Annotated in this window: 26 protein-coding genes; 13 read left to right on the forward strand and 13 right to left on the reverse strand. The window is 72.7% G+C overall.

Annotated elements, in window-relative coordinates; translation table 11 throughout:
• Positions 1 to 129: 129 nt before the first annotated feature.
• Positions 130 to 1,215, reverse strand: a complete 1,086-nt coding sequence (locus AC6EUL_RS12180; RefSeq protein ID WP_056211840.1) for an HD-GYP domain-containing protein — start codon at positions 1,213 to 1,215, stop codon at positions 130 to 132.
• Between the two features lie 424 nt (positions 1,216 to 1,639).
• On the opposite strand from AC6EUL_RS12180, the gene AC6EUL_RS12185 reads away from it, so the two are divergent.
• From AC6EUL_RS12185 to AC6EUL_RS12210, 6 genes are all read left to right on the forward strand, one after another.
• A complete protein-coding gene (locus AC6EUL_RS12185) occupies positions 1,640 to 1,984 on the forward strand; it encodes a DUF2293 domain-containing protein (RefSeq protein WP_056211762.1) in 345 nt (114 codons plus the stop codon).
• A 133-nt stretch (positions 1,985 to 2,117) separates the two neighbouring features.
• A complete protein-coding gene (locus AC6EUL_RS12190) occupies positions 2,118 to 2,327 on the forward strand; it encodes a TOBE domain-containing protein (protein WP_055948660.1) in 210 nt (69 codons plus the stop codon).
• Positions 2,328 to 2,332: 5 nt separating this feature from the next.
• On the forward strand, positions 2,333 to 2,881 hold the full coding sequence (locus AC6EUL_RS12195; protein WP_056276029.1) for a hypothetical protein: 549 nt from the start codon (positions 2,333 to 2,335) through the stop codon (positions 2,879 to 2,881).
• Positions 2,882 to 3,006: 125 nt separating this feature from the next.
• The gene (mepA, locus tag AC6EUL_RS12200; protein ID WP_056276032.1) at positions 3,007 to 3,933 is read left to right on the forward strand and encodes a penicillin-insensitive murein endopeptidase; all 927 of its coding nucleotides are present in this window, start codon (positions 3,007 to 3,009) and stop codon (positions 3,931 to 3,933) included.
• Positions 3,934 to 3,993: 60 nt separating this feature from the next.
• Positions 3,994 to 4,884, forward strand: coding sequence for an aldose 1-epimerase family protein (locus tag AC6EUL_RS12205; RefSeq protein ID WP_056276034.1), 891 nt, complete (start codon positions 3,994 to 3,996; stop codon positions 4,882 to 4,884).
• Positions 4,881 to 5,594: a TenA family protein gene (locus AC6EUL_RS12210; protein ID WP_499870322.1), complete on the forward strand. Its 714-nt coding sequence runs from the start codon at positions 4,881 to 4,883 to the stop codon at positions 5,592 to 5,594. The genes AC6EUL_RS12205 and AC6EUL_RS12210 overlap by 4 nt, the downstream gene beginning before the upstream one ends.
• Positions 5,595 to 5,613: 19 nt before the next feature.
• Here the strand turns inward: AC6EUL_RS12210 and AC6EUL_RS12215 are convergent, their stop codons facing one another.
• Positions 5,614 to 5,943 (reverse strand): hypothetical protein, encoded by a 330-nt coding sequence (locus AC6EUL_RS12215; RefSeq protein WP_056276039.1) that lies wholly within the window; start codon positions 5,941 to 5,943, stop codon positions 5,614 to 5,616.
• A 393-nt stretch (positions 5,944 to 6,336) separates the two neighbouring features.
• Entirely contained in the window at positions 6,337 to 7,053 is a 717-nt protein-coding gene (locus tag AC6EUL_RS12220) for an HAD-IA family hydrolase (RefSeq protein ID WP_056211751.1), read from the reverse strand.
• Positions 7,054 to 7,243: 190 nt separating this feature from the next.
• On the opposite strand from AC6EUL_RS12220, the gene AC6EUL_RS12225 reads away from it, so the two are divergent.
• The 3 genes from AC6EUL_RS12225 (at position 7,244) to AC6EUL_RS12235 (ending at position 9,009) form a co-directional block, all read left to right on the forward strand.
• On the forward strand, positions 7,244 to 7,564 hold the full coding sequence (locus tag AC6EUL_RS12225) for a hypothetical protein (RefSeq protein ID WP_056211749.1): 321 nt from the start codon (positions 7,244 to 7,246) through the stop codon (positions 7,562 to 7,564).
• 196 nt (positions 7,565 to 7,760) lie between these two features.
• Positions 7,761 to 8,030 carry a hypothetical protein gene (locus AC6EUL_RS12230; RefSeq protein ID WP_056211747.1) on the forward strand — a complete coding sequence of 90 codons (270 nt, stop codon included), beginning with the start codon at positions 7,761 to 7,763 and terminating at the stop codon, positions 8,028 to 8,030.
• Between the two features lie 37 nt (positions 8,031 to 8,067).
• A complete protein-coding gene (locus AC6EUL_RS12235) occupies positions 8,068 to 9,009 on the forward strand; it encodes an ABC transporter ATP-binding protein (RefSeq protein ID WP_056381964.1) in 942 nt (313 codons plus the stop codon).
• A gap of 15 nt (positions 9,010 to 9,024) precedes the next feature.
• On the opposite strand, the gene AC6EUL_RS12240 is transcribed toward AC6EUL_RS12235, so the two are convergent.
• The 3 genes from AC6EUL_RS12240 to argH all read right to left on the reverse strand — a co-directional run bounded on the left by AC6EUL_RS12240 (position 9,025) and on the right by argH (position 11,744).
• Positions 9,025 to 9,738, reverse strand: coding sequence for a hypothetical protein (locus tag AC6EUL_RS12240; protein ID WP_056352108.1), 714 nt, complete (start codon positions 9,736 to 9,738; stop codon positions 9,025 to 9,027).
• Between the two features lie 100 nt (positions 9,739 to 9,838).
• Positions 9,839 to 10,159, reverse strand: coding sequence for a hypothetical protein (locus tag AC6EUL_RS12245; protein ID WP_056211741.1), 321 nt, complete (start codon positions 10,157 to 10,159; stop codon positions 9,839 to 9,841).
• Between the two features lie 199 nt (positions 10,160 to 10,358).
• The gene (gene argH, locus AC6EUL_RS12250; RefSeq protein WP_056211739.1) at positions 10,359 to 11,744 is read right to left on the reverse strand and encodes an argininosuccinate lyase; all 1,386 of its coding nucleotides are present in this window, start codon (positions 11,742 to 11,744) and stop codon (positions 10,359 to 10,361) included.
• Positions 11,745 to 11,795: 51 nt separating this feature from the next.
• Between argH and tlpA the strand changes: the two genes are divergently transcribed.
• The 3 genes from tlpA to AC6EUL_RS12265 all read left to right on the forward strand — a co-directional run bounded on the left by tlpA (position 11,796) and on the right by AC6EUL_RS12265 (position 14,934).
• On the forward strand, positions 11,796 to 12,428 hold the full coding sequence (tlpA, locus tag AC6EUL_RS12255) for a thiol:disulfide interchange protein TlpA (RefSeq protein ID WP_499870327.1): 633 nt from the start codon (positions 11,796 to 11,798) through the stop codon (positions 12,426 to 12,428).
• A 401-nt stretch (positions 12,429 to 12,829) separates the two neighbouring features.
• Positions 12,830 to 13,111: a hypothetical protein gene (locus AC6EUL_RS12260; protein ID WP_499870329.1), complete on the forward strand. Its 282-nt coding sequence runs from the start codon at positions 12,830 to 12,832 to the stop codon at positions 13,109 to 13,111.
• A 134-nt stretch (positions 13,112 to 13,245) separates the two neighbouring features.
• On the forward strand, positions 13,246 to 14,934 hold the full coding sequence (locus AC6EUL_RS12265) for a methyl-accepting chemotaxis protein (protein WP_499870331.1): 1,689 nt from the start codon (positions 13,246 to 13,248) through the stop codon (positions 14,932 to 14,934).
• A 72-nt stretch (positions 14,935 to 15,006) separates the two neighbouring features.
• Here the strand turns inward: AC6EUL_RS12265 and AC6EUL_RS12270 are convergent, their stop codons facing one another.
• From AC6EUL_RS12270 to AC6EUL_RS12280, 3 genes are all read right to left on the reverse strand, one after another.
• A complete protein-coding gene (locus AC6EUL_RS12270; protein WP_499870333.1) occupies positions 15,007 to 15,666 on the reverse strand; it encodes a haloacid dehalogenase type II in 660 nt (219 codons plus the stop codon).
• A 78-nt stretch (positions 15,667 to 15,744) separates the two neighbouring features.
• Positions 15,745 to 17,286 (reverse strand): murein biosynthesis integral membrane protein MurJ, encoded by a 1,542-nt coding sequence (gene murJ, locus AC6EUL_RS12275; protein WP_056381952.1) that lies wholly within the window; start codon positions 17,284 to 17,286, stop codon positions 15,745 to 15,747.
• 436 nt (positions 17,287 to 17,722) lie between these two features.
• The gene (locus AC6EUL_RS12280) at positions 17,723 to 18,322 is read right to left on the reverse strand and encodes a superoxide dismutase (protein ID WP_055946939.1); all 600 of its coding nucleotides are present in this window, start codon (positions 18,320 to 18,322) and stop codon (positions 17,723 to 17,725) included.
• A 279-nt stretch (positions 18,323 to 18,601) separates the two neighbouring features.
• Here AC6EUL_RS12280 and AC6EUL_RS12285 point away from each other — a divergent pair, with 279 nt between their 5' ends.
• The gene (locus tag AC6EUL_RS12285) at positions 18,602 to 19,546 is read left to right on the forward strand and encodes a hypothetical protein (RefSeq protein WP_499870336.1); all 945 of its coding nucleotides are present in this window, start codon (positions 18,602 to 18,604) and stop codon (positions 19,544 to 19,546) included.
• Between the two features lie 27 nt (positions 19,547 to 19,573).
• Here AC6EUL_RS12285 and AC6EUL_RS12290 read toward each other — a convergent pair whose 3' ends face one another.
• The 4 genes from AC6EUL_RS12290 to AC6EUL_RS12305 form a co-directional block, all read right to left on the reverse strand.
• Positions 19,574 to 21,349 carry an HWE histidine kinase domain-containing protein gene (locus tag AC6EUL_RS12290; protein WP_056211728.1) on the reverse strand — a complete coding sequence of 592 codons (1,776 nt, stop codon included), beginning with the start codon at positions 21,347 to 21,349 and terminating at the stop codon, positions 19,574 to 19,576.
• A gap of 223 nt (positions 21,350 to 21,572) precedes the next feature.
• Positions 21,573 to 22,319 carry a tRNA (guanine(46)-N(7))-methyltransferase TrmB gene (gene trmB, locus AC6EUL_RS12295; protein ID WP_499870339.1) on the reverse strand — a complete coding sequence of 249 codons (747 nt, stop codon included), beginning with the start codon at positions 22,317 to 22,319 and terminating at the stop codon, positions 21,573 to 21,575.
• A gap of 4 nt (positions 22,320 to 22,323) precedes the next feature.
• Positions 22,324 to 23,502, reverse strand: coding sequence for a methionine adenosyltransferase (gene metK / locus AC6EUL_RS12300; RefSeq protein WP_056276071.1), 1,179 nt, complete (start codon positions 23,500 to 23,502; stop codon positions 22,324 to 22,326).
• 141 nt (positions 23,503 to 23,643) lie between these two features.
• A complete protein-coding gene (locus AC6EUL_RS12305; protein ID WP_056211724.1) occupies positions 23,644 to 24,069 on the reverse strand; it encodes a helix-turn-helix domain-containing protein in 426 nt (141 codons plus the stop codon).
• Positions 24,070 to 24,289: the final 220 nt, after the last annotated feature.

Below are 24,289 nucleotides of genomic sequence, written 5' to 3' on the forward strand. Positions count from 1 at the left end.
GACTGCGCGCCCCCGGGAGATGATCCCGTTCGACAGGCATTATCATGCCGAGAATTTCGTCATAGCGAGACTTTCACCGCCGGACGGCGTCGGGCCTCGTCCGCGCGGGACGGCGCCCGGGATCGCGTCTCAGACGACGGCGTCGTCGAGCACGCCCTGCAGCACGACCCGGCGGAACGCCGCCAGGAGGTCGGCATCGAGCTTGGGCACCATGCCCTGCATCAGGGCATGGGCCTCCCCGTGGGGCAGCGGATCGCGATAGGGGCGCCGCTCGGTCAGGGCCGAGTGGATGTCGCAGATGGTGACGAGGCGCACGAGATCGGGGATCGCCGCCCCCGCGAGGCCGTCGGGATAGCCGCTGCCGTCGAGCATCTCGTGGTGCGAGCGCACCACGGCGAGGGTCGCGGCGTCGAATCCGCCCTGGGCGGCGAGGAGGTCGGCGCCGACGGCCGGATGGGTGCGCATCACCGCCATCTCCTCCGCGGTGAGGCGGCCGGGCTTGTTCAGGATCGCCAGGGGGATCTTCGCCTTGCCGACATCGTGCAGGAGGGCGGCCTGGGCCAGGCGCTTCTGGTCGGCGCGGGCGAGTCGCAGGCCGGCCCCGAACGCGGCGGCGTAGCCGGCGACGCTGAGGGAGTGCTGGTAGAGCTGCTGGTCGTGGCTCTGGATGACGTCGAGCCAGGTGCGGATGCCGGAATCGGAGACGGCCGCCAGGATCAGCTCCGTGCCGGCATCGACCCCCTCCGCGCTCACGGGACGGCCGGCCTCGGCCGCCTCGAAGGCGCCCGCCACCAGGCCGACGGCGGCCCGCGCCCGCTCGGCGATGTCCCGGACCTTCCGGATGGGGGCGGCGACGGCGCTCCGGCGGGCGGCCTGCCAGGCGTCCACGAGGGCGAAGAGGGTGGCGAGGACCGCCGTGCGGGGTGCATCCGCCGGCAGGGTGCGGGTGGCGACGGCGGCTCGGCCGCGCGCGGCGGGGGGCCGGTTGGTGAGCTCCAGGCTCGCGATCCGGGCGCCGTGGAGCCGGACGATCCAGGCGGCGGCGAGGCGCGCGTCGCCGGTGATGTCGACCACGGCGACGAGGGGCAGCACCGCCGGCAGGGCCTCGCGGGGCTCGATGCAGCGGCAGGCGAGCACGTTCTCGACGGCGCGGCAGAGCAGGGCCGCCAGTTGCGGCCTGTCCGAAACGATGAGAACGGAATTGTCCTGGGTCACGAGCGGGTCCGTCAACCTGGTGCGCGGTCCGGCTTCCGAGCCCGACCCTCAACATTTGACACGAAATCATTATCGAACAATTCACGACAAAGCATCAGGCAGTCGTGGTGCCCCGTCTACGTGGTCTCCGCGAATGAGCGACGGGTGTCAGTGCCTGAGACATCCCGTTTCGGCACAGGTCAGGCAGCGCAGGCGCGCCGAGAGCTTGTCAACCTCTCGATGCGAGCGCCGCCGGCGGGGGTCCGTGCGGGTGGATGCGCCGGCGACGACGGGCGGCACGGGAGCCGGCGCATCACGACGCCGCCGGGCGGCGCCCCCGCACGACGCCCCCCGCCGGGACGGCCGCACGGCGTGTGGGCCGGCAGCCATCGGCGGTCGTGGACTTTTGCGGCGCGGTCGCGCACCTCGTGCCCGCCCGACTCGGATGCGGGCGGCGGGCGGCGATGACGGAGAACGGGCGATGAACCGGCGTGAGGCGGTGGCGGCGGCCCTGGCGCAGGCGGCGCCGCGCCTGCCCGATTTCGAGACCGAGGCGGTGATCGACCGCGCCCTGGCGAGCCCGGGCCTGCGCAACGCGCGCCCGGACAACGCGGCCTGGCTCGCCCTCGTGGCCTATGCCCGCCACGTCTTCACCGAATACGACGACCTTCTCGCGGAGGGCTACGACCGCGACAGCGCCCGCCACTTCGTCCTCGACGACCTCAACGCCGCCCTCGCCGCCTGGGGCTCGCGCCGCCGGGTGTCGGAAGAGGAGGACGAAGCCCCGTGAGCCCGATCACGGTCGCGTGGGCTCCGGTGCTGGGTTGCATCCGGACGGGTTGCACCGCGCCGGCGCGAACGGCATCGTCCCGCCGCGCCGGCCCATCCGTCCGGGCCGGGCCAAGGGGAGGGAACCCATCGTCATGAAGATCAGCGCACGCAACGTCCTCAAGGGCAAGGTCGTCTCGGTCGAGAAGGGGGCCACCACGGCCCATGTGAAGATCGAGATCGCCGGCGGCCAGCTGGTCACCGCCTCAATCACCAACGAATCCGTCGACAGCCTGAAGCTGACCGTGGGCGGCGAGGCCTATGCCGTGGTGAAGTCGTCCGACGTCCTGGTGGCGGTGGATTGAGGACGATGCGCCGGCTCGCCGCGATCGCGCTCTCCGCCGCTCTCCTGGCGCCGTCCGCCGGCCGGGGGCAGGCGCAGCCCGCCGGCGAGACCGGCGCGTCGCCGCCCGCGGACCCGGCGGCCTGCACGCAGTTCGACTGGTCGCTCCTGCGCGAGCAGGCCTGGTTCTCGGCCGCGAGCCTGCCGCGGGTGGAATCCGGCGGCACCCTGCCGGCCGCGATGCCGGCCGCGATCCTCGCCCTGAAGCCGCAGGAGGCGGTTGCCCCGCCCGTCGCGCCCTCGCGGGCGCCGAAGCCCGGCTCCTATGGCGGCGTGCTGCACCTCGCGGCGCCCCTGGCCCCCGGCGCCTACCAGGTCACCCTGTCGGACCGGGCCTGGATCGACGTGAGCCAGGACGACCGGACCACGCGGCCCCCGACCGCCAGCACGATGCGCCCCGGCTGCCCGATGCTCGCCAAGAGCGTGCGGTTCCAGCTCGGCACCGCGCCGATCACCCTCCTGGTCAGCGGGGCGCCCGCCGACACGATCCGGATCGCCGTGGCGCCGGTGGAATAGGGCGGCACCGCGGACCCTCGACGGGGCGATCCCCGATGGACTAGCGTGGGCGTGAACCGCGAACCTTCGCCTCAGACGATCCTCGGCGCCCCGCCCGGCGGGGACGCGATCCCGGGAGCCCTCCGCTGACCCTTCGCCTCCGCCTCGCGACGTTCCTGCTCCTCGGCTCCTGTCTCGGCCTGCCCGCTGCGGCCCAGGACCGGGGCAGCGTCAACCCGAAGCCCCTGCCGCCGCTCGCCAACCCGGACGCGCCGGACACGCCGGCCAAAGCCCTGTTCGGCCGCGCCACCACCCCGGCCCCCGGCCCCGCCCAGGCCTACGGCTCCTATGCCAAGGGCTGCTTCTCGGGCGGCGAGGCGCTGGCCGTGGACGGGCCGACCTGGCAGGTGATGCGCCTGTCGCGCAACCGGATGTGGGGCACCCCGCCGCTGGTCGAGTTCCTGGAGCGCCTGGCCGCCAAGGCGCCCCGCATCGGCTGGAACGGCCTCCTCGTCGGCGACATGTCCCAGCCGCGCGGCGGGCCGATGCTGACCGGCCACGCCTCGCACCAGCTCGGCCTCGACGCCGACATCTGGCTGACCCCGATGCCGGACCACCGCATGAGCCGGGTCGAGCGCGAGGAGACCTCCGCCACCAACGTGGTCCGCCCCGACCGCCTCGACATCGACCCGCAGGTCTGGACCCCCGAGCACCTCAAGCTGATCCGGATGACGGCGCAGGAGCGCGAGGTGGCACGCATCTTCGTCAACCCGGCGATCAAGAAGGCCCTGTGCCGCGAGGCCGGCGGCGACCGCGCCTGGCTCTCGAAGGTGCGGCCGATGTACGGGCACAACTACCACTATCACATCCGCCTCGCCTGTCCGGCGGGCCAGGACCAGTGCGGCGACCAGGCCCCGCCGCCCTCCGGCGACGGCTGCGGCGAGGAGCTGGCCTACTGGTTCAGCGACGCGATCATGAACCCGAAGCCCGCGACGAAGCCGCCGCGCCCGAAGCCGCCGATGACGATGGCGGCCCTTCCCGCCGCCTGCCGGGCGGTGCTGAAGGCGCGCTGAGGACCTCTCCCGCCGCCCCCCCCAACCGCGGGGGCGGCCAGCCGGACGACAGGACGAGAGATGGGCGAACGGATCACGATCACGGCCGGCGACGGCACGCAGGCGGTCATCGACGCCGACGGGGCCGAGCCCGTCTCCTGGCAGGTGAGCGGCCGCGACTATCTCTGGAGCGGCGATCCCGCCCACTGGAACCGGCACGCGCCGTGGCTCTTCCCGGTGGTCGGCGCCTCCACCGACGGCACGGTCCATGTGGGCGACGCGGCCTACCCGATGCCGCAGCACGGCTTTGCCCGCGACCTGCCCTTCACGGTGATCGAGCGGGCCGACGACAGCGTGAGCCTGCGCCTCACCGACAGCGCCGAGACGCGGGTGCACTATCCCTATGCCTTCCGCCTGGACATCACCGCCCGGGTCGGCCCCGGCCTCCTCGACCTCGAGATCTGGATCGAGAACACCGACACGGTGCCCCTGCCCTACGGGCTCGGCTTCCACCCGGCCTTCCCCTGGCCCTTCGCCGGCGGCGCCCGCGCGGCCGGGGGCGGCTACGCCGTCCGGTTCGAGCACCCGGAGCGCCCCTTCGCCCCCGAGGTCGGGGCAGGCGGCCTCCTCCTGCGCGACGAGCGGCCGATCCCCCTGGAGGGCGACACCCTGCCCCTCGATCCGGCGCTGTTCACCGAGGCCCTGGTCTTCCGGGATGCGGCGAGCAGCTGGATGCGCTTCACCGGCCCCGACGGCGCGGCGATCCGCCTGGCGGTGTCGGACTTCCCCCACCTCGCGGTCTGGACCAAGCCGACGGCCCCCTTCCTCTCGCTGGAATGCTGGACCGGCCATGCCGACTGGGACGGTTTCGCGGGCGACCTCACGGGCCGGGATTCGCAGCGCCTGCTGGCCCCGGGCGGACGGGCGCGCCACGGGGTCACCCTGTCGTTCGAGCGGGAGAGCCGGGCATGACGGAGACCGTCTTGGCCGCCACGTCCTCGGGGGAGGCTTTCTCGGCGGAGGCTTTCTCGGCGGAGGCCTGGGCGCGCAACGCGGCGGCCTACGAGGCCATCCGCACCATGCCGTTCAACGCCGAGCTCGCCGCCGGCACCCTCGGGCAGGCGCGCTTCATCCATTACATCGTGCAGGACGCGCACTACCTCGTGGGCTTCGGCCGGGCCCTGGCGCTGGCCGCCGCCAAGGCGCCGAACCCCGACCGGATGGTGCAGTTCGCCCGGGCGGCCGAGACCGCCATCGTGGTGGAGCGCTCGCTCCACGGCGGCTTCTTCCGCGATTACGGCATCGACGCCGAGACCTTCGCGCAGACCCCGCTCTCGCCGCCCTGCGACCACTACGTCTCCTACCTTGTCGCCACCGCCTATGCGGAGCCCTACGAGGTGGTGCTCGGCGCGCTGCTGCCCTGCTTCTGGATCTATGCCGAAATCGGCCGGGACATCTTTTCCCGGGCGCGGGCCGACAATCCGTACCGCGCCTGGATCGACACCTATGCGGGCGAGGACTTCGCGCAGGCGGTGGCCGCCATGATCGCGGCCACCGACGAGGCAGCCCGGGGCGCCTCGCCGGAGGTCCGGGCCCGGATGCACCGCGCCTACACCCAGGCCACCCGCCTCGAATACCTGTTCTGGGACGGAGCCTATCGCGGAGCGGCCTGGCCGGTCTGAGGCGGGCGGCCTCGCCCCATCAAACGGCCTGGAGCCGGGGTCCCCGGGCCTGGGCAGCCGGACGGGTCCGGTCGCGGAACCGGTCCCGGGCGGCGCGGGCCGCCTGCTCGACGCTGCGGTAGACCGTGCCGTCGAGGGGGGCGAAGTCGCGGCTCGACGCGAAGAAGCGCACGCCCCCGGGCTCCGGAACGGCGATCCCGGCGGTGATCTCGCCGATCTCGATGACCCGCGGCGGGGCGGGCTCGGCATGGAGGCGGTTGCGGGCGCGCTCCGCCCGGTGATCCACGAGGCTGGGGGCCGCGTGCAGGCGATTCAGCGCCCGCTCGGCCTCGATCTGAAGATGCGGCATGACAAGGACTCCGGTGGCCGGCGCGGGGCCGGCGCGAGACGAACGGTGGGACGCGAGGGGATGGTCAGCGTCGACAACGGCCGTGTTGGGACCGGAGACGCGGGGCATCGCCCCGCGGGAAGCATGCGTTGCAGACAGTCACGGCAAGTCATCCTTTCCGAGAAGGACCACGAGGCGCGAGCGCATCGCGGTGCTTTAGCGTTTGATGACGCGGCGCAAGCTACACACTTCAAATCACCGCGGCGCGGCGGCACCTCCAGGCATCGCCGAACGTCTTGAAGATGCTCATCCCGTTGCGTTTCGTCAACGGATCGATCTTCCGAATGCAGCACAGTCGTTAGCAGAAACGGCCCCACTCGGCCTCCGGCGCGCGTGCTTCCTTCGCAGACCCGATTAAGCGGCGGCGATGACGCCGGCGAGGTCCCGGTAGTCGCGGAAGATCCGGGCCGCACCGGCCCGGGTCAGGTCCGCGGCCGCCGGGTCGTGGGTCCAGTGCCCGCCGCCGCTGAAGCCGACGACGCGCATGCCGGCGGCGCGGGCCGCCGTGACGCCGGGCACGCTGTCCTCGATGACGAGGCAGGCCGCGGGGGCGACCCCCATCGCGGCGGCGGCGTGGAGGAACAGGTCGGGCGCCGGCTTGCCCCGCGCCACCAGGGTCGAGGAGAAGATCCGCCCCTCGAACAGCGGGAGCAGCCCCGTCAGCCCCAGGGAGTGACGCAGGCGCACGGGGTCGCTGCTGGAGGCGACGCAGGAGGGCAGCCCGAGGGCGGCGACCGCTGCGGCGACGCCCGCGACCGCCCGGAGCTCCCTGTCGAAGGCGCGCAGCGTGTCCGCCTTCACGGCGTCGACGAAGCCCTCGGGCTCCGCGATTCCGTAATCCTGGGCGATGTGGCCCATGATCGAGACCATCGAGGTGCCGGCGAAGCGCGCCCGCACGGTCTCGACGTCGATGGGCACACCGATGCGGTTGAGGCCGGCGGTGAGGCGCGCCAGGCTGATCGGCTCGCTGTCCACGAGCACCCCGTCGCAATCGAAGATCACCAGCGCGAGGGGTGGGGCCGTCGCGCCGGGCGCGGGCACCGGATGGAGGAGCGTGGAGGCGTCGCGCATGGGGTTCGGTCGGGTCTCGGGTTGCGGATGGGCCCCGCGCCGCGCGGCCCCGTGCTCCGCATATGGCGCGATCGCGATCCCGCGCAAACCGCGACGCCCGGCCGAGCCACCGGTGGCTTGCGCCCGTCGGCGCGCCCTCCTACTCAGCCTGAAGGGCCGGCGCGGATGCCGGCGGGTGCGATCGGGTGCGATGGTCCGTTTCCTCAGCCGCTTCCTCGGCCTCGTCTTCCTGGCGGCGGGCTTCGTCTGCCTCGTCTACGACGGTGCCCGCTCCGTCGCGAACAACACCCCGCGCCTCACCAGCGTCAGCGACCTCGCCTTCACCCTGTTCAAGGACCGGGCGAACGCTCTCCAGGGCACGGTGGAAAGCGTCGCCCCCTGGCTCTGGAAGATCCTGGTCCTGCCCCTGACCCTGGCGCCCGCCGCCCTGATCGGGCTCGTGATCGGGGCCGTCCTGCTCTGGCTCGGACAGCCGGCGCGGGAGCGGATCGGCTTCCTCAGCGGTCCGTGAGGGCCGGTCGCGGCGGCGACCGCCGGACCGGGTGCCATTTCGCACGCGCTGCCGCCCGCCGCCTTCGCGCCATCCGGCCGAGGTGCCATAATCCCGTGCGGTCCCCATCGTAGATGAACGGGATCATCGGGGCGCGGCGCCGTTCACGTCCGATCGTCCCGACGCCTCGCCACCTGTCAGGGATCCGTCGCTCCTCATGCCCCGCATCGTCGCCGCCTCCACCCTGGCCCTCCTCCTCGGCGCCGCGCCGGTCCTGGCGCAGCCGTCCCCGGGCGCCCCCCAGCGCAACATCGCGCCCACCGGGGTGACCAAGCCGCCGGGCCGCGCGGAGGCGGGCAAGGCCCCCTATACCCGCGCCTCCACCGAGGCGGACATGGCCAAGGCCCAGCGCGCCTCGGCCGCCCGCGACAAGGCCTGGGACACCAAGATGCGCACCACCATGGGCTCGATCTGCAAGGGCTGCTGAGGCTTAGGCCGCCGGACCGCGCGCCGGTCAGGGCCCCGTGATCCGCCTGGAAGGCGTCAGCAAGCGGTTCCCCGGGGCCGAACGCCCCGCCGTCGACGCCCTCGACCTCGCCGTCGCCGAGGGCAGCGTCTGCGCCCTGATCGGCCCGTCCGGCTGCGGCAAGTCCACGACCCTTCGGATGGTCAACCGGCTGGTGGAGCCGGATGCCGGCCGCGTCCGCGTCGCCGGCACGGACGTGACGCGGACCGATCCCGTCGCCCTGCGCCGGCGCATCGGCTACGTGCTCCAGGGCGTCGGCCTGTTTCCCCACCGCAGCGTCGCCGACAACATCGGCACCGTGCCGGGCCTGCTCGGCTGGCCCCGTGCCCGGATCGCCGAGCGGGTCGACGCGATGCTCGACCTCGTCGGCCTCGACCCGGCGCAGTACCGGGCACGCCGCCCGCACGCGCTCTCCGGCGGCCAGCGCCAGCGCGTGGGCGTCGCCCGGGCGCTGGCCGCCGATCCCCCGGTGCTCCTCATGGACGAGCCCTTCGGCGCGGTGGACCCCGTCGCCCGCGACCGCCTGCAGGCCGAGATCGGCGCCATCCTGCGGCGCCTCGGCAAGACGGTGCTCCTCGTCACCCACGACATCGACGAGGCGATGCGGATGGGCGACCGCGTCGTGCTGATGCGGGACGGCCGCATCGTCCAGGCCGATGCGCCCGAACGCCTCCTGGCCGCGCCGGCCGACGCCTTCGTCGCGGGTTTCGTCGGGCAGGACCGGGCCTTGCGCCGCCTCGCCCTGATCGCCGCCGGGAGCCTGGCGAGCCCCGGCGCCCTGCCGGAGGCCCCCGCGATCGCGGCCGGGGCGTCCCTGCGGGAGGCCCTGTCCCTCCTGCTCGCCACCGGTGCCGACGGTCTCAACCTCACCGGCGACGGACCGCCGGTCCACCTCACCCTGGCGGCGATCCGGGCCGAGGCGGCCCGGGCGGTGGCGTAGGGCCTGACCGGTCCCCTACTTGCACTCCTCGCGGGCGCGCTTCATCGCGTCGGCGAACCCCGCCAGGGCGTACTCGTCGCTGGTGGGATTGCCGCGCAGCGAGGTGGTCTTGACCTGCAGCTTCGGGGTGCGCCCCATCTCGGTGACCACCCGGGTCTCCTCCGCCGGGTTCTGGAGCCAGGCGTTGTTGTCCTTGGTGACGAGGCCGTAGCGGGTGGCGCCGAGGATCAGGGTCGGGTCGGTGGGCGCCGGGCCGGCATTGGCCTTGGCCTGGCTGTTCGCGGGCTTGGCCGGGAAGCCCAGCATCACCGCGACCTCGTTGGCCACGTTCTCGGCCTTGCGCACGGTGACGAAGAGGTAGGCCGTGTCGCGCTTCAGGGTCTTGGGCGAGCGCGTCTGCGGCTGGGCGATGGCGTAGCAGACGCGGGTCTTGCCCTGGCCGCTCGCGAAGACGTTCCAGTCGCCGAAGATCGCCACCGGGGTGGCCTGCTGCATGCCGGGGGCCGTCACGGCGGCCTTCGCGGCGCGCTCGCGCCCCCGGCGGGACTTCCGGCGGCCCGGGGCCTCCGCCTCCTCGGGGGCGGCCTCCTGTGTCTGGGCCTGGGCCTGGCTCTGGGCCCGGGCCGGGCCGGCCGCGAAGGGATGGGGGGCGCCGACCAGGGCGGCGGGACCGGACAGGACCAGGATGGCGGCCCCGAGCCGGAGGCCGCGTCGCAGAACAGGAACCATGGAAGACCCTTCGGGACGTCGCCGGACCGGGAGCCCGGCCGACCGTCCGGATGTGCGACGCCGCGCGGCGCCGGTTTCAGGATTGCGTGTCCCGCCCCGATCAGGCGGCGTGGGGCTCGGCGGCGAACACGCCCGGCAGCGCCGCCATCACGCTCGCGAGGGCGGGTGCGGCCAGCGTCGACAGGGTGGGGGACTCCGCGGGGTCCGGGCCCGTCGCCTCGAAGGCCGCGAGCCTCTGCACCCGCGGCAGCGCGCGGGGCTCCGGATCGTTGTAGGGCGTGTTGTAGCACTTGCGCACCGAGGCCCAGAAGGCGGCCCGGTCGGCCTCGGGCAGGCGGCTCAGGGCGGCGTCGATCAGCGCCGTGGCTTCGGCCGCGAGGGCGGGGACGTCATCCGGCGCGATCCGGCTTTCAGCGGGCATGAGCAGATCTCCGAGGGGCTCGGGACAGGGTCCTACACAGCATCACATAGCTGAGCCGTGAACGCACCTGCCCCGAGTCCGGTTCTTTTCGGGTCAGTCCAAATCGGTTCGATCCCTCCGGGATGGCGGATGGGGGCTTCGGTCGAGCGCCGCGCAGGCTTGCCGAGACGGGCACCGCTCCGATGACGCGGCGTCCGCATCAGTCCTGCCCGAGGGCCGCGAGCCAGCGGTTCGCCTGCGACCGCACGTTGTCCGGCGCGGTGCCGCCGTAGCTGGTCCGGCTCGTGACCGAGTTCTCGACCCCGAGCACGGCGTAGACCGCCTGCGTGATCCGGGGCTCGGCGGCCTGCATCTCGGCCAGGGTGAGTGCCTCCAGCCCGACGTTGCGGGCGGAGGCCGCGCCGACGAGGCGACCGGTGACGTGGTGGGCCTCGCGGAACGGCAGGCCGAGCTCGCGCACCAGCCAGTCGGCGAGGTCGGTCGCGGTGGCGTAGCCGGAGCCGGCGGCGCGGGCCAGCACCGGGGCGTTGGGTTCGAGGTCGCGCACCATGCCGGTCATGGCGGCGAGGCACAGCGAGAGGGCCTGGAGGGCGTCGAAGGTGCCCTCCTTGTCCTCCTGCATGTCCTTCGAATAGGCGAGCGGCAGGCCCTTCATCACGATGAGCAGGCCCGTGAGCGCGCCGATGACCCGGCCGGCCTTGGCCCGCACCAGCTCCGCCGCGTCCGGGTTGCGCTTCTGCGGCATGATCGACGAGCCGGTGGTGTAGCCGTCGGAGAGCTTCACGAAGTTGAACTGGGCCGAGGTCCAGACCACCAGCTCCTCGGCGAAACGCGACAGGTGGACGGCGCAGATCGAGGCAGCGGCGAGGGATTCCAGGGCGAAGTCGCGATCGGCCACCGAGTCGAGGGAGTTCGCCGTCGGCCGGTCGAAGCCGAGCGCCGCGGCCGTGGCGTGCCGGTCGATGGGGAAGGAGGTGCCGGCGAGCGCCGCGGCGCCGAGGGGGCACTCGTTCAGGCGCGCACGGGCATCGCGGAAGCGGCCCCGGTCGCGGGCCAGCATCTCCACGTAGGCGAGGCAATGGTGCCCGAAGGTGACGGGCTGGGCCGATTGCAGGTGGGTGAAGCCCGGCATCACCGTGCCGGCATGGGCCAGCGCCTTCTCGGCCAGGGCCTTCTGCAGGCCGGCGGCCTGGGCGTCGAGGCTGTCGAGGGTGTCGCGCACCCACAGCTTCATGTCGGTGGCGACCTGGTCGTTGCGCGAGCGCGCGGTGTGCAGGCGCCCGGCCGCCGGGCCGACGATCTCGGTGAGCCGGCTCTCGACGGACATGTGGATGTCCTCGAGCTCGCGCTTGAAGACGAAGCCGCCCGCCTCGATTTCGTCGCGCACGGCCTTGAGGCCGTCCTCGATCGCAGCCACATCGGCGGAGGGGAGGATTCCCGCCTGTCCCAGCATCGCCACATGCGCCAGCGAGCCGCGGATGTCCTGGGGCGCGAGGCGCTTGTCGAACCCGATGGAGGCGTTGATCTCCTCCATGATCTCGGCGGGGCCGCTCGCGAAGCGCCCGCCCCACATCCGGTTGCTCATGTTTTCAAACGTCCTTCCAGCCGCCCTGCCCGTCCGCCCCCGGACGCAACGATGATGCCCGGCCGCAGATCTGCGCTGATCGCCGGGGCCGTCCTCGTCGCCGCACTCGGTGCGGGGCTTGCCGTATACGGGACGGGCTCGACCGGCGGCAACTCCGCCGGCCCCTGCGCGGGCTCGGTCGCGGCGGCCGCCCGCATCGCCCCCCTGGCCCGGGGCGCCGTCGCCGCCCTCCAGGTCGCGACCGCGCCGGTGCCCGCGCCGGCCCTGGCCTTCAAGGGGCCGGAGGGAACCGACGCCACCCTCGACGGCGTGCGGGGCCTGCGCCTCGTGAACCTGTGGGCGACCTGGTGCGCGCCCTGCAAGGCCGAGATGCCGGCCCTCGACCGGCTCCAGGGCCGGCTCGGCGGGCCGGATTTCAGCGTCGTGGCGATCAACGTCGACACCCGCAACCTCGCGGCGCCGCCCGCCTGGCTCAAGCAGAACGGCATCGCGCGGCTGGCTTACTATGCCGATCCCGGCGGCCGGGTCCTGCCGGCGATCCAGAAAGCCACCGGCTCCCTCGGCCTGCCCACCACCCTCCTGGTCGACGGCGCCGGCTGCACCCTCGGGGTGATGAAGGGACCGGCCGAGTGGGACAGCGCCGACGGCGTCACGCTGATCGAGGCCGCCCTCGGGCGATCCTGAGTCTGACGCGGTGGGGAGAGCGCGGAGGCCACGGCCGCATCACGCCCGGATTGCCGCCAGGACGGGACACCCGCCGGACGGTCGTGTTCGGTCACGGCCAGGCAGGTAAACCTTTTCGCCAGTCTTGAAACGCAAAGCCCCCAGTCGTCACGCAGTTCCGTCGCGACCATGATCGATCGCCATCGAGCGATGCGAATGTCTCTGCGCCTGTTCTCAGACGGAGGCCTGTCCATCATGTCACGACATGGGGCTTTCTGTTCGCGGCCGTTCTGGCCGCGCAGCGGCACCGACAGCTACTCCACGACCCACCTCACCTCCGCCTTCGTCACCATGAAGCTCGGCGAGCGGACCGTGACGACCCAAGCAGCTCCGGGAACGCCCGCAACGAGTCCGGCGGCCCGATGTTCAACGACATGGGCACGCGCTGCCTCGGGATGCGCGAGGTCGGCGGCGGCGAGGCGCTCAACCGCGGGTCCTGCATCGACAGCGACGCCGATGGCGACCAGATCTCCTCCACCGACGAAGCCGAGGGCGCCAAGGGCACGCACGTCTTCGTCGGGGGAACGGGCAAGTACGCCGGGATGTCGGGGACGGCGGATTACACGAGCCGGTCGGTGAAGAGCCCGGACGGTCGCGGAATGACGCTGGTCATTCATCAGTCGAACTGGACGCTATCGCCCTGACTATTCAATCACGGGCGATGACAGATGACGATCATTCGCGACGAACATCGTCCCTCGACATGAAGACCCGTGGGAATTTTTAACGCCTGTCGCGAATGATGCGGGGACTCCCCTCCAGTCGGGCTCCTCGCCGCATGTCCCTTCGCGCCCTGTCGATCCGCACCAAGCTGTTCCTCGGCTTCGGCCTCGTCTTCGGTCTCGTGGCGGTGATCGGCGGGTCGGCCCTGATGCAGCTGCGCGCCGTCAACGGAGTGGCGCGGGAGATGCGCGACGAGCGCCTCCCGACCGTGCAGCTCCTGGGCAAGCTCCAGGTCCTGGTCCTGCGCCAGCGGGTGAATGGCGGCCGCCTGATCACCGCCGACACGCCGGCGGCCCGCACCGACGTCTCGGCCACCCTGGCCAAGCGCGAGGCCGAGATGCGCGCCGCGCAGGCCGCCTACGCCGGCCTGCCGGCCCAGCCGGAGTCGCAGGCCCTCTACCGGACGTTCGAGACGGAATGGACCGCCTACCGGACCCTGCAGGAGGAGATCGTCGCCCAGGCGCAGGCCGGAGATCTCGCCGGCGCCCAGCGCACCTACAACACCGACATGTCGACGCGCATCAACGCCGTCCTCGGCGCCCTGCAGAAGCTCGTCGAGCTGGAAGAGGGCAGCGCCCGCGCCAGCGGCGCCCGCGCCCAGGACACCTACGACACCGCCCTGCTGACCACCGCGATCCTCGTGGGCCTCGGACTGCTGATCGCGGCCGGTGCCGCCCTCGCCCTCGCCCTCGGGGTCAGCCGCCCCCTGCAGCGGATGACCGAGGCGATGCGGCGGCTCGCGACCGGCGACACGGCGGTCGCCGTGCCGGGCGCCGAGCGGGGGGACGAGATCGGCGCGATGGCGGGCGCCGTCCAGGTCTTCAAGGACAACATCCTGCGCACCCGCGCCCTGGAGGCCGAGACCGCGGCAGCCCGGGCCGGGGCCGAGGCCCTGCGCCGGGAGACCCTGCGCAGCCTGGCCGATCAGTTCGAGGCCGCGGTGGGGGGCGTCGTGGCGCAGGTCGGCACGGCCGCCGCACAGTTGCAGGACACGGCCCGCAGCATGTCGGCCAATGCCAGCGAGACGGCGCAGCGCTCCGTTTCCGTGGCCGCCGCCGCCGACCAGGCCTCGGCGAACGTCACCACGGTGGCGGCCGCCGCCGAGGAGCTCGGCTCCTCCGTCGACGAGATCGGCCGGCAGGTCCAGGGCTCGGCCCAGCTCTCCCGCGAGGCGGTGACGGAGGCCGGGCAGACTGCCACCTTCGTGCGCGACCTGAGCGAGGCGGCCCAGCGCATCGGCGACGTGGTGGCGATGATCTCGACCATCGCGGGCCAGACCAACCTGCTGGCGCTGAACGCGACGATCGAGGCGGCCCGCGCCGGCGAGGCGGGCCGGGGCTTCGCGGTGGTGGCGGCGGAGGTCAAGGAGCTCGCCAACCAGACGGCGCGGGCCACGGACGAGATCACCGGCCAGATCGCCCGCATCCAGGGCTCGACGGGCCAGGCGGTGGAGGCGATCGGCGCCATCACGGGGCGCATCCGCGAGATCAGCGACGTCGCGGCCTCAATCGCGGCCGCGGTGGAGGAGCAGGGCGCGGCGACCCAGGAGATCGTGCGCAACGTGGCCCAGGCCTCCATCGGCACCGGCGAGGTCACGCAGAACGTCTCGGGCGTCGCGGGCGCCGCCGAGGAGACCGGCGCGGCCGCCGCCCAGGTGCTGGCCTCGGCCTCCGCGCTGTCGCGCCAGTCCGAGCATCTCGGCGGCCAGGTCTCGCAGTTCCTGGCCACCATCCGGGCGGCCTGACAGCCGCAATCCGGGCGGCCTGACAGCCGCAATCCGGGCGGCCTGACAGCCGCAATCCGGGCGGCCCCGCCCTCAGAGCAGGGCGTCGAGGCTCTCGATCACCCGCTCGGGGGGCTGATCGGCATATTCGTCCGGCAGCCCCCTGCGGTTGACCCAGACGGGGCGGAAGCCGAAGGCGGCCGCCCCGGCCACGTCCCAGCGGTTCGAGGAGCCGAACAGCACGGCCTCGGGCCCGACCCCGAAGCGGTCCGTGGCGATGCGATAGGCGGCCGGGGCGGTCTTGAAGGTTCGCGCGGACTCCACCGAGAGCACCGCGTCGAGGTGGTCCGCCAGCCCCGCCGAGGCCACCGCCCGCTCCAGCATCGCCGCGTCGCCGTTGGAGAGGATCGCGGTCCGCCATCCCGCCGCGCGCAGGGCGCGGAGCGTGCCCGGCACCTCCGGATAGGCGTCGAGGTCGCGATAGGCGTCGAGGAGCCGGGGCCGTAGCGCCCGGTCCACCTCCGGGTATCGGGCGAGGGCGTAGTCCAGGGCCTGCTCGGTCAGGCCCCAGAACGGGGCGTGGCACCCCATCAGGCCGCGCACCCAGGAATATTCGAGCTGCTTGGCGCGCCAGGTCTCGGACAGGGCGGCCGCGTCCGGCCCGATCGCGTCCGCGTGGCGCGCCACCGCCGCGTGGACGTCGAACAGGGTGCCGTAGGCGTCGAAGACGGCGATGCGGGGGGATTCGGTCATGCGGGCTCCTCTGTCGCATCCGGTCGAGCGCCGCGCCGGCGCGGCGGTTCCCTCGCCTGCGAGCGAGCGGAGGCGGGATCAGGCGCGCCGCAGGCGAAGCCCGAACAGGCGCAGCGTCCCCAACAACAGCACGGCGTAGACCAGCGTTCCGGCGATCCCGAGCAGGCCCAGCACCGCCATCTCGCGCAGGCGCGGCAGGGCCGGCACCAGGGCATCGGCCAGGGGCAGGCCGTAATGGGCGGTGGCCGCGAGGGCGATGCAGGCCACCACCACCCCGACGCCGGTGACCCCGAGGGTGCGGCCCGGGGCCATCCAGCCGCGGCGCCAGGCGAGGGCCACGAGGAGGCCGAGGTTGACCCACTGGCCGATGGCCGTGGCCATCGCGAGGCCGGTCACGCCGTAGGGACCGGTGAGCACCACCTTCAGGGCGACGTTGACGGCGATGGCGGTCAGCGAGGCGATGAGCGGGGTCATCGTGTCCTGCCGGGCGTAGAAGCTCGGGAGCGCGCTGCGCAGGAGCACCACGGCCGGCAGGGCGAGCCCGTAGGCGGCGAGCACCGAGGCCGCGCGGGCGGCATCCTCCGCCCCGAAGGCGCCGCGCTGGAACAGGGCCGTCATGATCAGGACCGGCAGGGTGAGGAACGCCACCGTGAAGGGCGCCGAGAGGGCGAGGGAAAAGCCCGCGGCGCGGTTCTGCGCCGCATGCGCGCCGGCGACGTCGCCGCCGGCGATGCGCCGGCTCATCTCCGGCAGGAGCACCGTGCCGGCCGCGATGGCGATGACCCCGAAGGGCAGCTGGTAGAGCCGGTCGGCGTAGTACAGGGCCGAGACCGCACCGGTCGGCAGGAAGCTCGCCAGGATCGTGTCGGCGAAGGAGGCGATCTGGAACCCGGCCGAGCCGATCACCGCCGGCCCCAGCACCTTGAAGAAGCGCCGCATGGCCGGGTCGCGCAGGGTCGGTGTCGTCAGGGTCGGGGCGATGCCCGCCCGCCGGCAATCCCACCACACCAGGGCGAATTGCAGCACGCCCGACACCGTCACGCCCCAGGCGGCAGCGTAGGCGGCGTTGGGGAAGAGCGACGCCGAGGCCAGGGCGGCCAGCATCGACAGGTTCAGGAGGACCGGCGCACCGGCCGCCACGGCGAAGCGCCGATGGGCGTTGAGGAGGCCGGAGAACAGGGTCACCAGCGTCATGAACAGGAGGTAGGGGAAGGTGATCCGGGTCAGCGAGACGGCGAGCGCGAACCGCTCCGGGTCCTCCGAGAAACCGGGCGCCAGGGCCCGCACGACCCAGGGCATCGCCGGCATGGCGAGGGCCAGGAAGCCGATCTGCACCAGCAGCATCAGGGTGAAGATGCGGTCGGCGAAGCGCCGGGCCGCGCCCGTCTCCGGGTCGGCCTTCTCGGTCTCCGACAGGCTGGCGTAGCTCGGCACGAAGGCGGTGTTGAAGGCGCCCTCGCCGAAGATCGCCCGGAAGTGGTTCGGCAGGCGGAACGCCACCACGAAGGCGTCGGCCACCGGCCCGGCTCCCAGGATCGCGGCCATCACCACGTCGCGGGCGAACCCGGTGACGCGCGAAACCAGCGTCCAGCCGCCGACGGAGAGGATGCTGCGGATCATGGGGGACTGCCGGGACGCGGGGCGGGGAGAGTCGGGCGAGCCCTAGACCATGCCGGCGCGCCCGGCGCAAACGCGGAACCGTTCAACGGTCACGCGCCTTGCGCCGCGCACGGACGGACGGCCCGCGGTCGGTGTTCGCCCGACCGGGCCGGTCCGCCCCGGCGCAGCAGGCCCTCTCGCCTTGGACCAGACACTCGCCCAGGACACCTCGCCGTCATTCCGGGTCGTCGGAGACGAGCCCGGACTCCAGAGCCGCCGCCCGTGCGAAATCTCGCACCACCTGCGTTTCCGGATCCCGGCTTCCGCGACGCGGCTCCGGGATGACGGCGGGCCGCCGGAGAATTCCGGTCAGCCGGTCTCCGTCAGCGACGGCCCTGTCCTTCGCGAGACGGCGCCTGTCCCCAGCCTCGCGGCGAGGCCGTAGGATCGTGGGGCCTTACGCGGTGGCCTCACCGTACATCTTTTCCACGTGCTCCCAGTTCACCAGGTTCTCGATGAACGCCTTGAGGTAGTCGGGGCGGCGATTGCGGTAGTCGATGTAGTAGGAGTGCTCCCAGACGTCGACGCCGAGGATCGGCTTGGCGCCGTGCACGAGCGGGTTCTCGCCGTTCGGGGTCTTCATGATGGCGAGCTTGCCGTCCTTGACCGCGAGCCAGGCCCAGCCGGAGCCGAACTGACCGACGCCGGCCTGGATGAAGTCGGCCTTGAACTTCTCGAAGCCGCCGAGATCCTCGTCGATCTTCTTGGCGAGCGCACCCGGGGCGGCGCCGCCGCCGTTGGGCTTCATCCACTGCCAGAAATGGATGTGGTTGTAGTGCTGGCCGGCATTGTTGAAGAGCGGCTGGTTGTTGCCGTAGGCCGAGGTCAGGACCTCCTCGACGCTCTTGCCTTCCAGGCCCGTGCCCTCGAGCAGCTTGTTGCCCGTGTCGACATAGGCCTTGTGGTGCTTGTCGTGGTGAAACTCGAGGGTTTCCTTCGACATGTAGGGGCCGAGCGCGTCGTAGGCGTAGGGCAGTTCGGGCAAGGTGAAGGTCATGGGCAACTCTCCGTCTCGTGAGACATCGGACACGATCAGGCGCGCGATCCGCGCGCGATCCTCGCACCAACGCGCCGTTACGTAAGTCGATGCCCGGATGAAGTCGATGCCCGGGTGGCGTCCGCGCCCGGGCGGAGACGATGCCCGGACGGCGGCGATCCGCGGGGGCCTGCCCGGGGCGTGGCTGCGCCCGGCGTGCGAGTGTGCGTTTTGCAAATGCCCCCCAGGCCTTTAGTGTGCGCGCCGCACCTGAAGGTGCAGGCGTTTGTCGAGACATCCATGAATATCGCGCTGTTCGCGCTGGCCGCCGTCATGATCGTCGGCGGAATCGTATCCGTCATCCAGGGTTTCCCCTTCGTCCGGCTGGAGAGCGGTCTCGCCATGACCATCGCGGGCGCCACCACGGCGTCGGCCGGGGCCGTGGTGCTGGGACTGGCGGTCGTGGCGGGCCGCCTGCGCGGCCTGGAGCGCGCCTTCCGCGAGGCGCGTCCGGCGACCCCGTCCTTCCCCCCGGCCGAGACCGGGCTCGCCCCCGGCGGCGCAGCAGACCCGAGCGCCGCCCAGCGGGCCCGGCCGAGCCTCGCCGCCACCGCCGCGAGCCTGGGTGCGGGTCTGGGCGCCGGCGCGGGCTTGGGAGGCGCCGCCTCCACTCGCCCCGGCCTGGAACCGACCTTCTTCGACCCCGCGCCGCCATCCCCGGAGCCCTCGGCCGCCGAACCTCTGCTGCCGAACCTGCTGCCGGCGGACGCCCCCCACGATCGTCCGGAGCCGCACATCCCGGAGCCGCGCATCGCCGACGCCGCACCGGATCCCGAGACCCGGGCGACGGAGAACGATCTGTTCGACGGCCCCGCTCCCGCGCCGGCACCCGAGCCGGCGCCCGAGAGCGCCCCTCGCTTCAAGGAGGCCGAGGCGGAGCCCCGTCGCGCGCCCGACCCCGTTCCCCCGCATCCGTCCGCCGTCGAGACGGCCGAGTTCGTGGGCGTTCCCGAGGACAAGCCCGAACCGTCCCCGGAGGCGCCGGCCGCCGAGTCCACGCCCCCCGTCGCGGAGGAACCGCAGGTCGTCGGCACCTATGCCTCGGGAGGGAACACCTACGTGATGTATTCCACCGGCGTGATCGAGGCGGACACGCCGCGGGGCCGCTTCACCTTCGGCTCCCTCGACGAACTCAAGGCCTTCGTCGAGGCGGGCGGGGAGACCGACAGCCGCGGCGCGGCCTGATCGCAGCCCTCCTTCGCGGGAGCGCCCTCAGGCCAGCGGATTCAGCGCCGCGTTGCGGACCGGCAGGGGCGCCCGCATCGTCAGGGTGAACCCCTCCGGCGGGTAGTTCATGGAGACCTCGGCCCGCACCTGGGCCGTCAGCACCCGCTGGAGCAGGCGCGAGCCGAAGCCCTGCCGCTTCGGCGGTGCGACCGGTGGGCCGCCGCTCTCGACCCAGGTGAAGTGAAGGGTCCCGGCCGGACCGCCGGGCTCGAGCGCCCAGGTGATCGCCACCCGGCCGTCCCGGGTGGACAGGGCCCCGTACTTGGCGGCGTTCGTGGTCAGTTCGTGGATCGCCATGCCGATCGGCACCGCGACCTCGGACGCCATGTCGACGGGGGGGCCGGAGAGCTGGATGCGGGCGTCCCGCTCCTCCGCACCGTTCAGGGATCCTTCCGCATAGGGCTTCAACTCGTTGGCGAGCAGGGTGCGCAGGGACGCCGTCTGCCAGGTGTCCTCGGTGAGGACCGAGTGGGTGTGGGCCAGCGACATGATCCGGCCGACGAAGGCCTCGTAGAAGCTCTCGATGCTGGAGGCGGTGCGGGCGGTCGATCCGACGATGGCCTGGACCGTGGCCAGGGTGTTCTTCACCCGGTGGTGCAGCTCGCGGATCAGGAGCGTCTGGCGCTCCTCGGCGAGCCGGCGCTCGGTCACGTCGGCCACGACCCCGATCAGGCGGCGCGGCAGGCGGTTGGGCGCGTCGCGCTCGAAGCGCCCGGCGAAGTCGAGGGTGCGCCACGCCCCGTCGCTGAGGCGGCGGATGCGAGCCGAGACCGCCAGGGTGGTGTCCTCGCGCAGGGCCTGCGTGATCGCGGCGCGGAAGGCCGGGCGGTCGTCGGGATGCAGCACGGTCTCGAGGAATTCGCGCTTGCCCAGGGCGCCGTCGGCGGCGCTGCGCCCGAAGATCGCGAACATGCGCTCGTTCTCCCAGATCGCCTGGTCGTCGAGCATGTGCCATTCGAAGATCCCGAGGGCCGCCAGGGAGGTGGCGATGCGCAGGCGCTGCTCGCCATCCCGCAGGGCGTTGCGGGCCTCCACGTGGGTGGTCACGTCCTCGACCACGCCGACGAGGGTCGCGGGTCGATCGGCGCCCTCCCCCGCCGGGATGGCCTGCCCCCGGACCCCGACATCGATCGCGGTGCCGTCCGGCGCCCGGCGCAGGCGGCATTCGAAGGTGAAGGGCGCGCCGTCCCGCAAGGATGCGCGGACCTGGGCCCGGATGCGGGCGACCTCGCCGCCGTCCATCGCGGCCTGGAGGCGGGTCCAGGTGACCGGATCGTCCGCGGCATAGCCGAGGAGATGCGCGGCCCGGCGCGACAGGACGACCCGGCCGTCGGCGAAGTCGTAGCGCCACTCGCCCAGGCCCGCCGCCGTCAGGGCGGCGCGGTTCTCCTCGGCCCGCGCGACCTCGTCGGGATCGACGGCCTCGACCACGAGGATCTGCAGGTCGTCGCGCTGCTTCGAGGGGCGGATGCGCATGTCCAGGCCGGTGCCGTCCGCCCGGAGCCAGCGCCGGATGCAGACGCGCTGGGCCACGGCGCCGAGGACCGAGAGGGCCCGCCCATTGAGGGCGCCCGGCTCATAGCCGAGGAGATCGCAGAGATGGGGGTTGGCGTCGCGGATGAGGCCGGCCCCGTCGACCACCAGGATGCCGATCGGCGCCTGCGCGAAGGCCGTCCCGTGCAGACCCGATCCTGGCCCGGCATCCGGGGCGGGCGCCGACGCCAAGTCCGTCCCGACGCCCGCGATGGAAGACTTGTCCATGGAAGACTTGTCCGAAGCGTCGTGCACGCCACATCCTCGCTCGGCGCGTCCGACCTCGTGTCACGGACGCGCGACCGCGCTCCACCGGACGGCTCGCGGTGATCGCGGCCCATCAGACAACCGAAGTCCGAGCGGAACAAGGCCGGGCTGAGATGGGGATGCGCGTTTCTCGAACAACCCCATCAAAAGGATGTCGGCAAACCGGGTTACGCCGCCACCGCGCTCAGGCCGGTCCGACCCGGCGGAATTCGAGGTAGCTCGGCGGCCGGCCGGCGGCGAGGGCCTTGGCCTCGTAGCGGGTGCCCGGCCAATCCGACCAGGGCTGCGTCCAGTCCCGGGCCGCCTCGGCGGTCCAGGCGAGGTCCCGACAGCGCGCGGCGCGAACGAGGGTCCAGCCGGCGTAATCGTCGATGTCGCTGGCGAAGCGGAACACGCCGCCGGGCCGGAGCACGCGGGCGATCTCCGCCAGGGCGCCGTCGGAGACGAAGCGGCGCTTGCGCTGCCGGCGCTTGGGCCAGGGATCGGGATAGAGCAGGTAGACCCGGGCCAGGCTGGCATCGGGCAGGGCCGCGAGCAGGGCCGTGGCGTCCTCGTCCCAGATCCGGACGTTGCGGAGGGCCGCCTCGTCCACCGCGCGCAGGAGCTTGACGACGCCGTTGACGAAGGGCTCCGCGCCGATGATGCCGGTGCGGGGGTGGGCGGCCGCCTGGGCGGCGAGATGCTCGCCGCCGCCGAAGCCGATCTCGAGCCAGACCTCGTCCACCGGGACGGGAAACAGGCTCGGAGGATCGAGGGGCTCGCCGGCGGGCGGCAGGGTCAGCCGGAGGGTCGGCAGCAGCTCGGACAGGCGCTGCTCCTGGCCGGCCCGCAGGCGCTTGCCCTTGCGGCGACCGTAGAAGGCGCGGTCGGCGCCCTCCGGTGATTCGTGCCCGCCCGGGTGGGGCGGGAGCTGGTCCCGCCCCAGGGTCATGGGGTCAGGCCAGGGCCGACTTGAGGCTGTCGGCCAGATCGACGCGCTCCCACGAGAAGCCGCCATCGGCCTCCGGGGCGCGGCCGAAATGGCCGTAGGCGGAGGTGCGGGCGTAGATCGGCTTGTTGAGGCCGAGCTTCGTCCGGATGCCGCGGGGCGACAGGTCGAAGGCGTTCATCAGCACGTCCTCGAGCCGGGCCTCGTCGACCTGGCCGGTCCCGTGGAGGTCGACGTAGATCGAGAGCGGCTTGGCGACGCCGATGGCGTAGGCGAGCTGGATCGTCGCGCGGGTGGCGAGGCCGGCGGCCACCACGTTCTTGGCGAGGTAGCGCGCCGCGTAGGCGGCCGAGCGGTCGACCTTCGTCGGATCCTTGCCCGAGAAGGCGCCGCCGCCGTGGGGCGCCGCGCCGCCGTAGGTGTCGACGATGATCTTGCGGCCGGTGAGGCCGGCATCGCCGTCGGGACCGCCGATCACGAACTTGCCGGTCGGGTTCACGTGCCAGACGGTCTCCTCGGAGACCCAGTTCTGCGGCAGGGCGGCCAGGATGTAGGGCTCGACGATGGCGCGCACGTCGGCCGAGTCGAGGGACTCGTCCAGGTGCTGGGTTGAGAGAACGATCTGCGTGACCCCGACCGGGCGGCCGTTCTCGTAGCGGACGGTGACCTGGCTCTTGGCGTCGGGGCCGAGCTTGGCGGCGTCGCCCTGGCGGGCCTTGCGGGCGTCGGCGAGGTCCTTGAGGATCTTGTGGGCGTAGTAGATCGGCGCCGGCATCAGCTCGGGCGTCTCGTCGGAGGCGTAGCCGAACATGATGCCCTGGTCGCCCGCGCCCTCGTCCTTATTACCGGACGAGTCCACGCCCTGCGCGATGTCCGCCGACTGGGCGTGCAGGTGGATGGCGATGTCGTTGTTCTTCCAGTGGAAGCCCGACTGCTCGTAGCCGATGTCCTTGACCGCCGCGCGGGTCAGCTCGGCGAGATGGTCGAAGGTCACGGAATCGGGACCGCGCACCTCGCCCGCGATGACGATGCGGTTGGTGGTGGCCAGGGTCTCGACGCCGAGGCGGGCTTCCGGCATCGCCGCGAGGTAGGCGTCCACGACGGTGTCGGAGATCCGGTCGCAGACCTTGTCGGGATGGCCTTCCGAGACGGATTCGCTCGTGAACAGGTAGTTTGAACGCGGCATTGGGGCCCCCATGCAGTGGGCGCCCAGGCTGTGGCGGCGCCGTTCCCGATTGATCAGGCGCGCGTGTCTGGCAGGACGGCCCCGCAGGGTCAAGCCGGAAGACCGGATAAATCCGCCAAAGCGAACGAATCGGACGATAGATCAGCCGTCGAGCTGGCGCCCGATCGCCTGGAGGATCGCGGCGAACCGGCGGCGCTCCGGCTCGGGGAAATGTGCGCTCACGTGCTGCACCACGACGTTCGTCAGGCCCAGCCAGGGATTGTCGGCGGCGTAGACCTCCTGAGGCCCCTCGGCGAACCCCGGTCCTGCGTCGCCGCCGGATGGTCCCGCGCCCTCTTGCTCCAGCCCGTCGAAGAAATAGGCGATCGGCACCCCCGTCAGTCGGCTGAAGGTGTCGAGATGGATGGCGCTGATGCGGTTCGTGCCCTTCTCGTACTTCTGCAACTGGGCGGCCGACATCCCGAAGCTCTGGGCGACGCGCTTCTGGGTCAGGGACGCCCTCTTGCGCTGCTCGGCGATTCGCTGCCCCACGTGAACGTCCCGTGCGTCCGTCTTCTGCCCAGCCATCTTGCCCGTCCCACGCTCTGCTGCGAGCCCTTGCAGCGCCAGGGCCTGACCACGTCCGGCCCCTTCGCCCTCAGCGAAGGCTTCGCCGCGGAGACGACCTGCCTTCCGTTCGCCCGGCGGGACGGTATGGCCCCCTCCCGCAGGCGTCAAACCGAACGGGGCCCTGGGGATCACGCGACCGGGCGATCATGTGGACAAGCCGTCCACCCCACATTTCCCG

The sequence above is a fragment of the Methylobacterium sp. 001424705 genome (assembly GCF_059816145.1).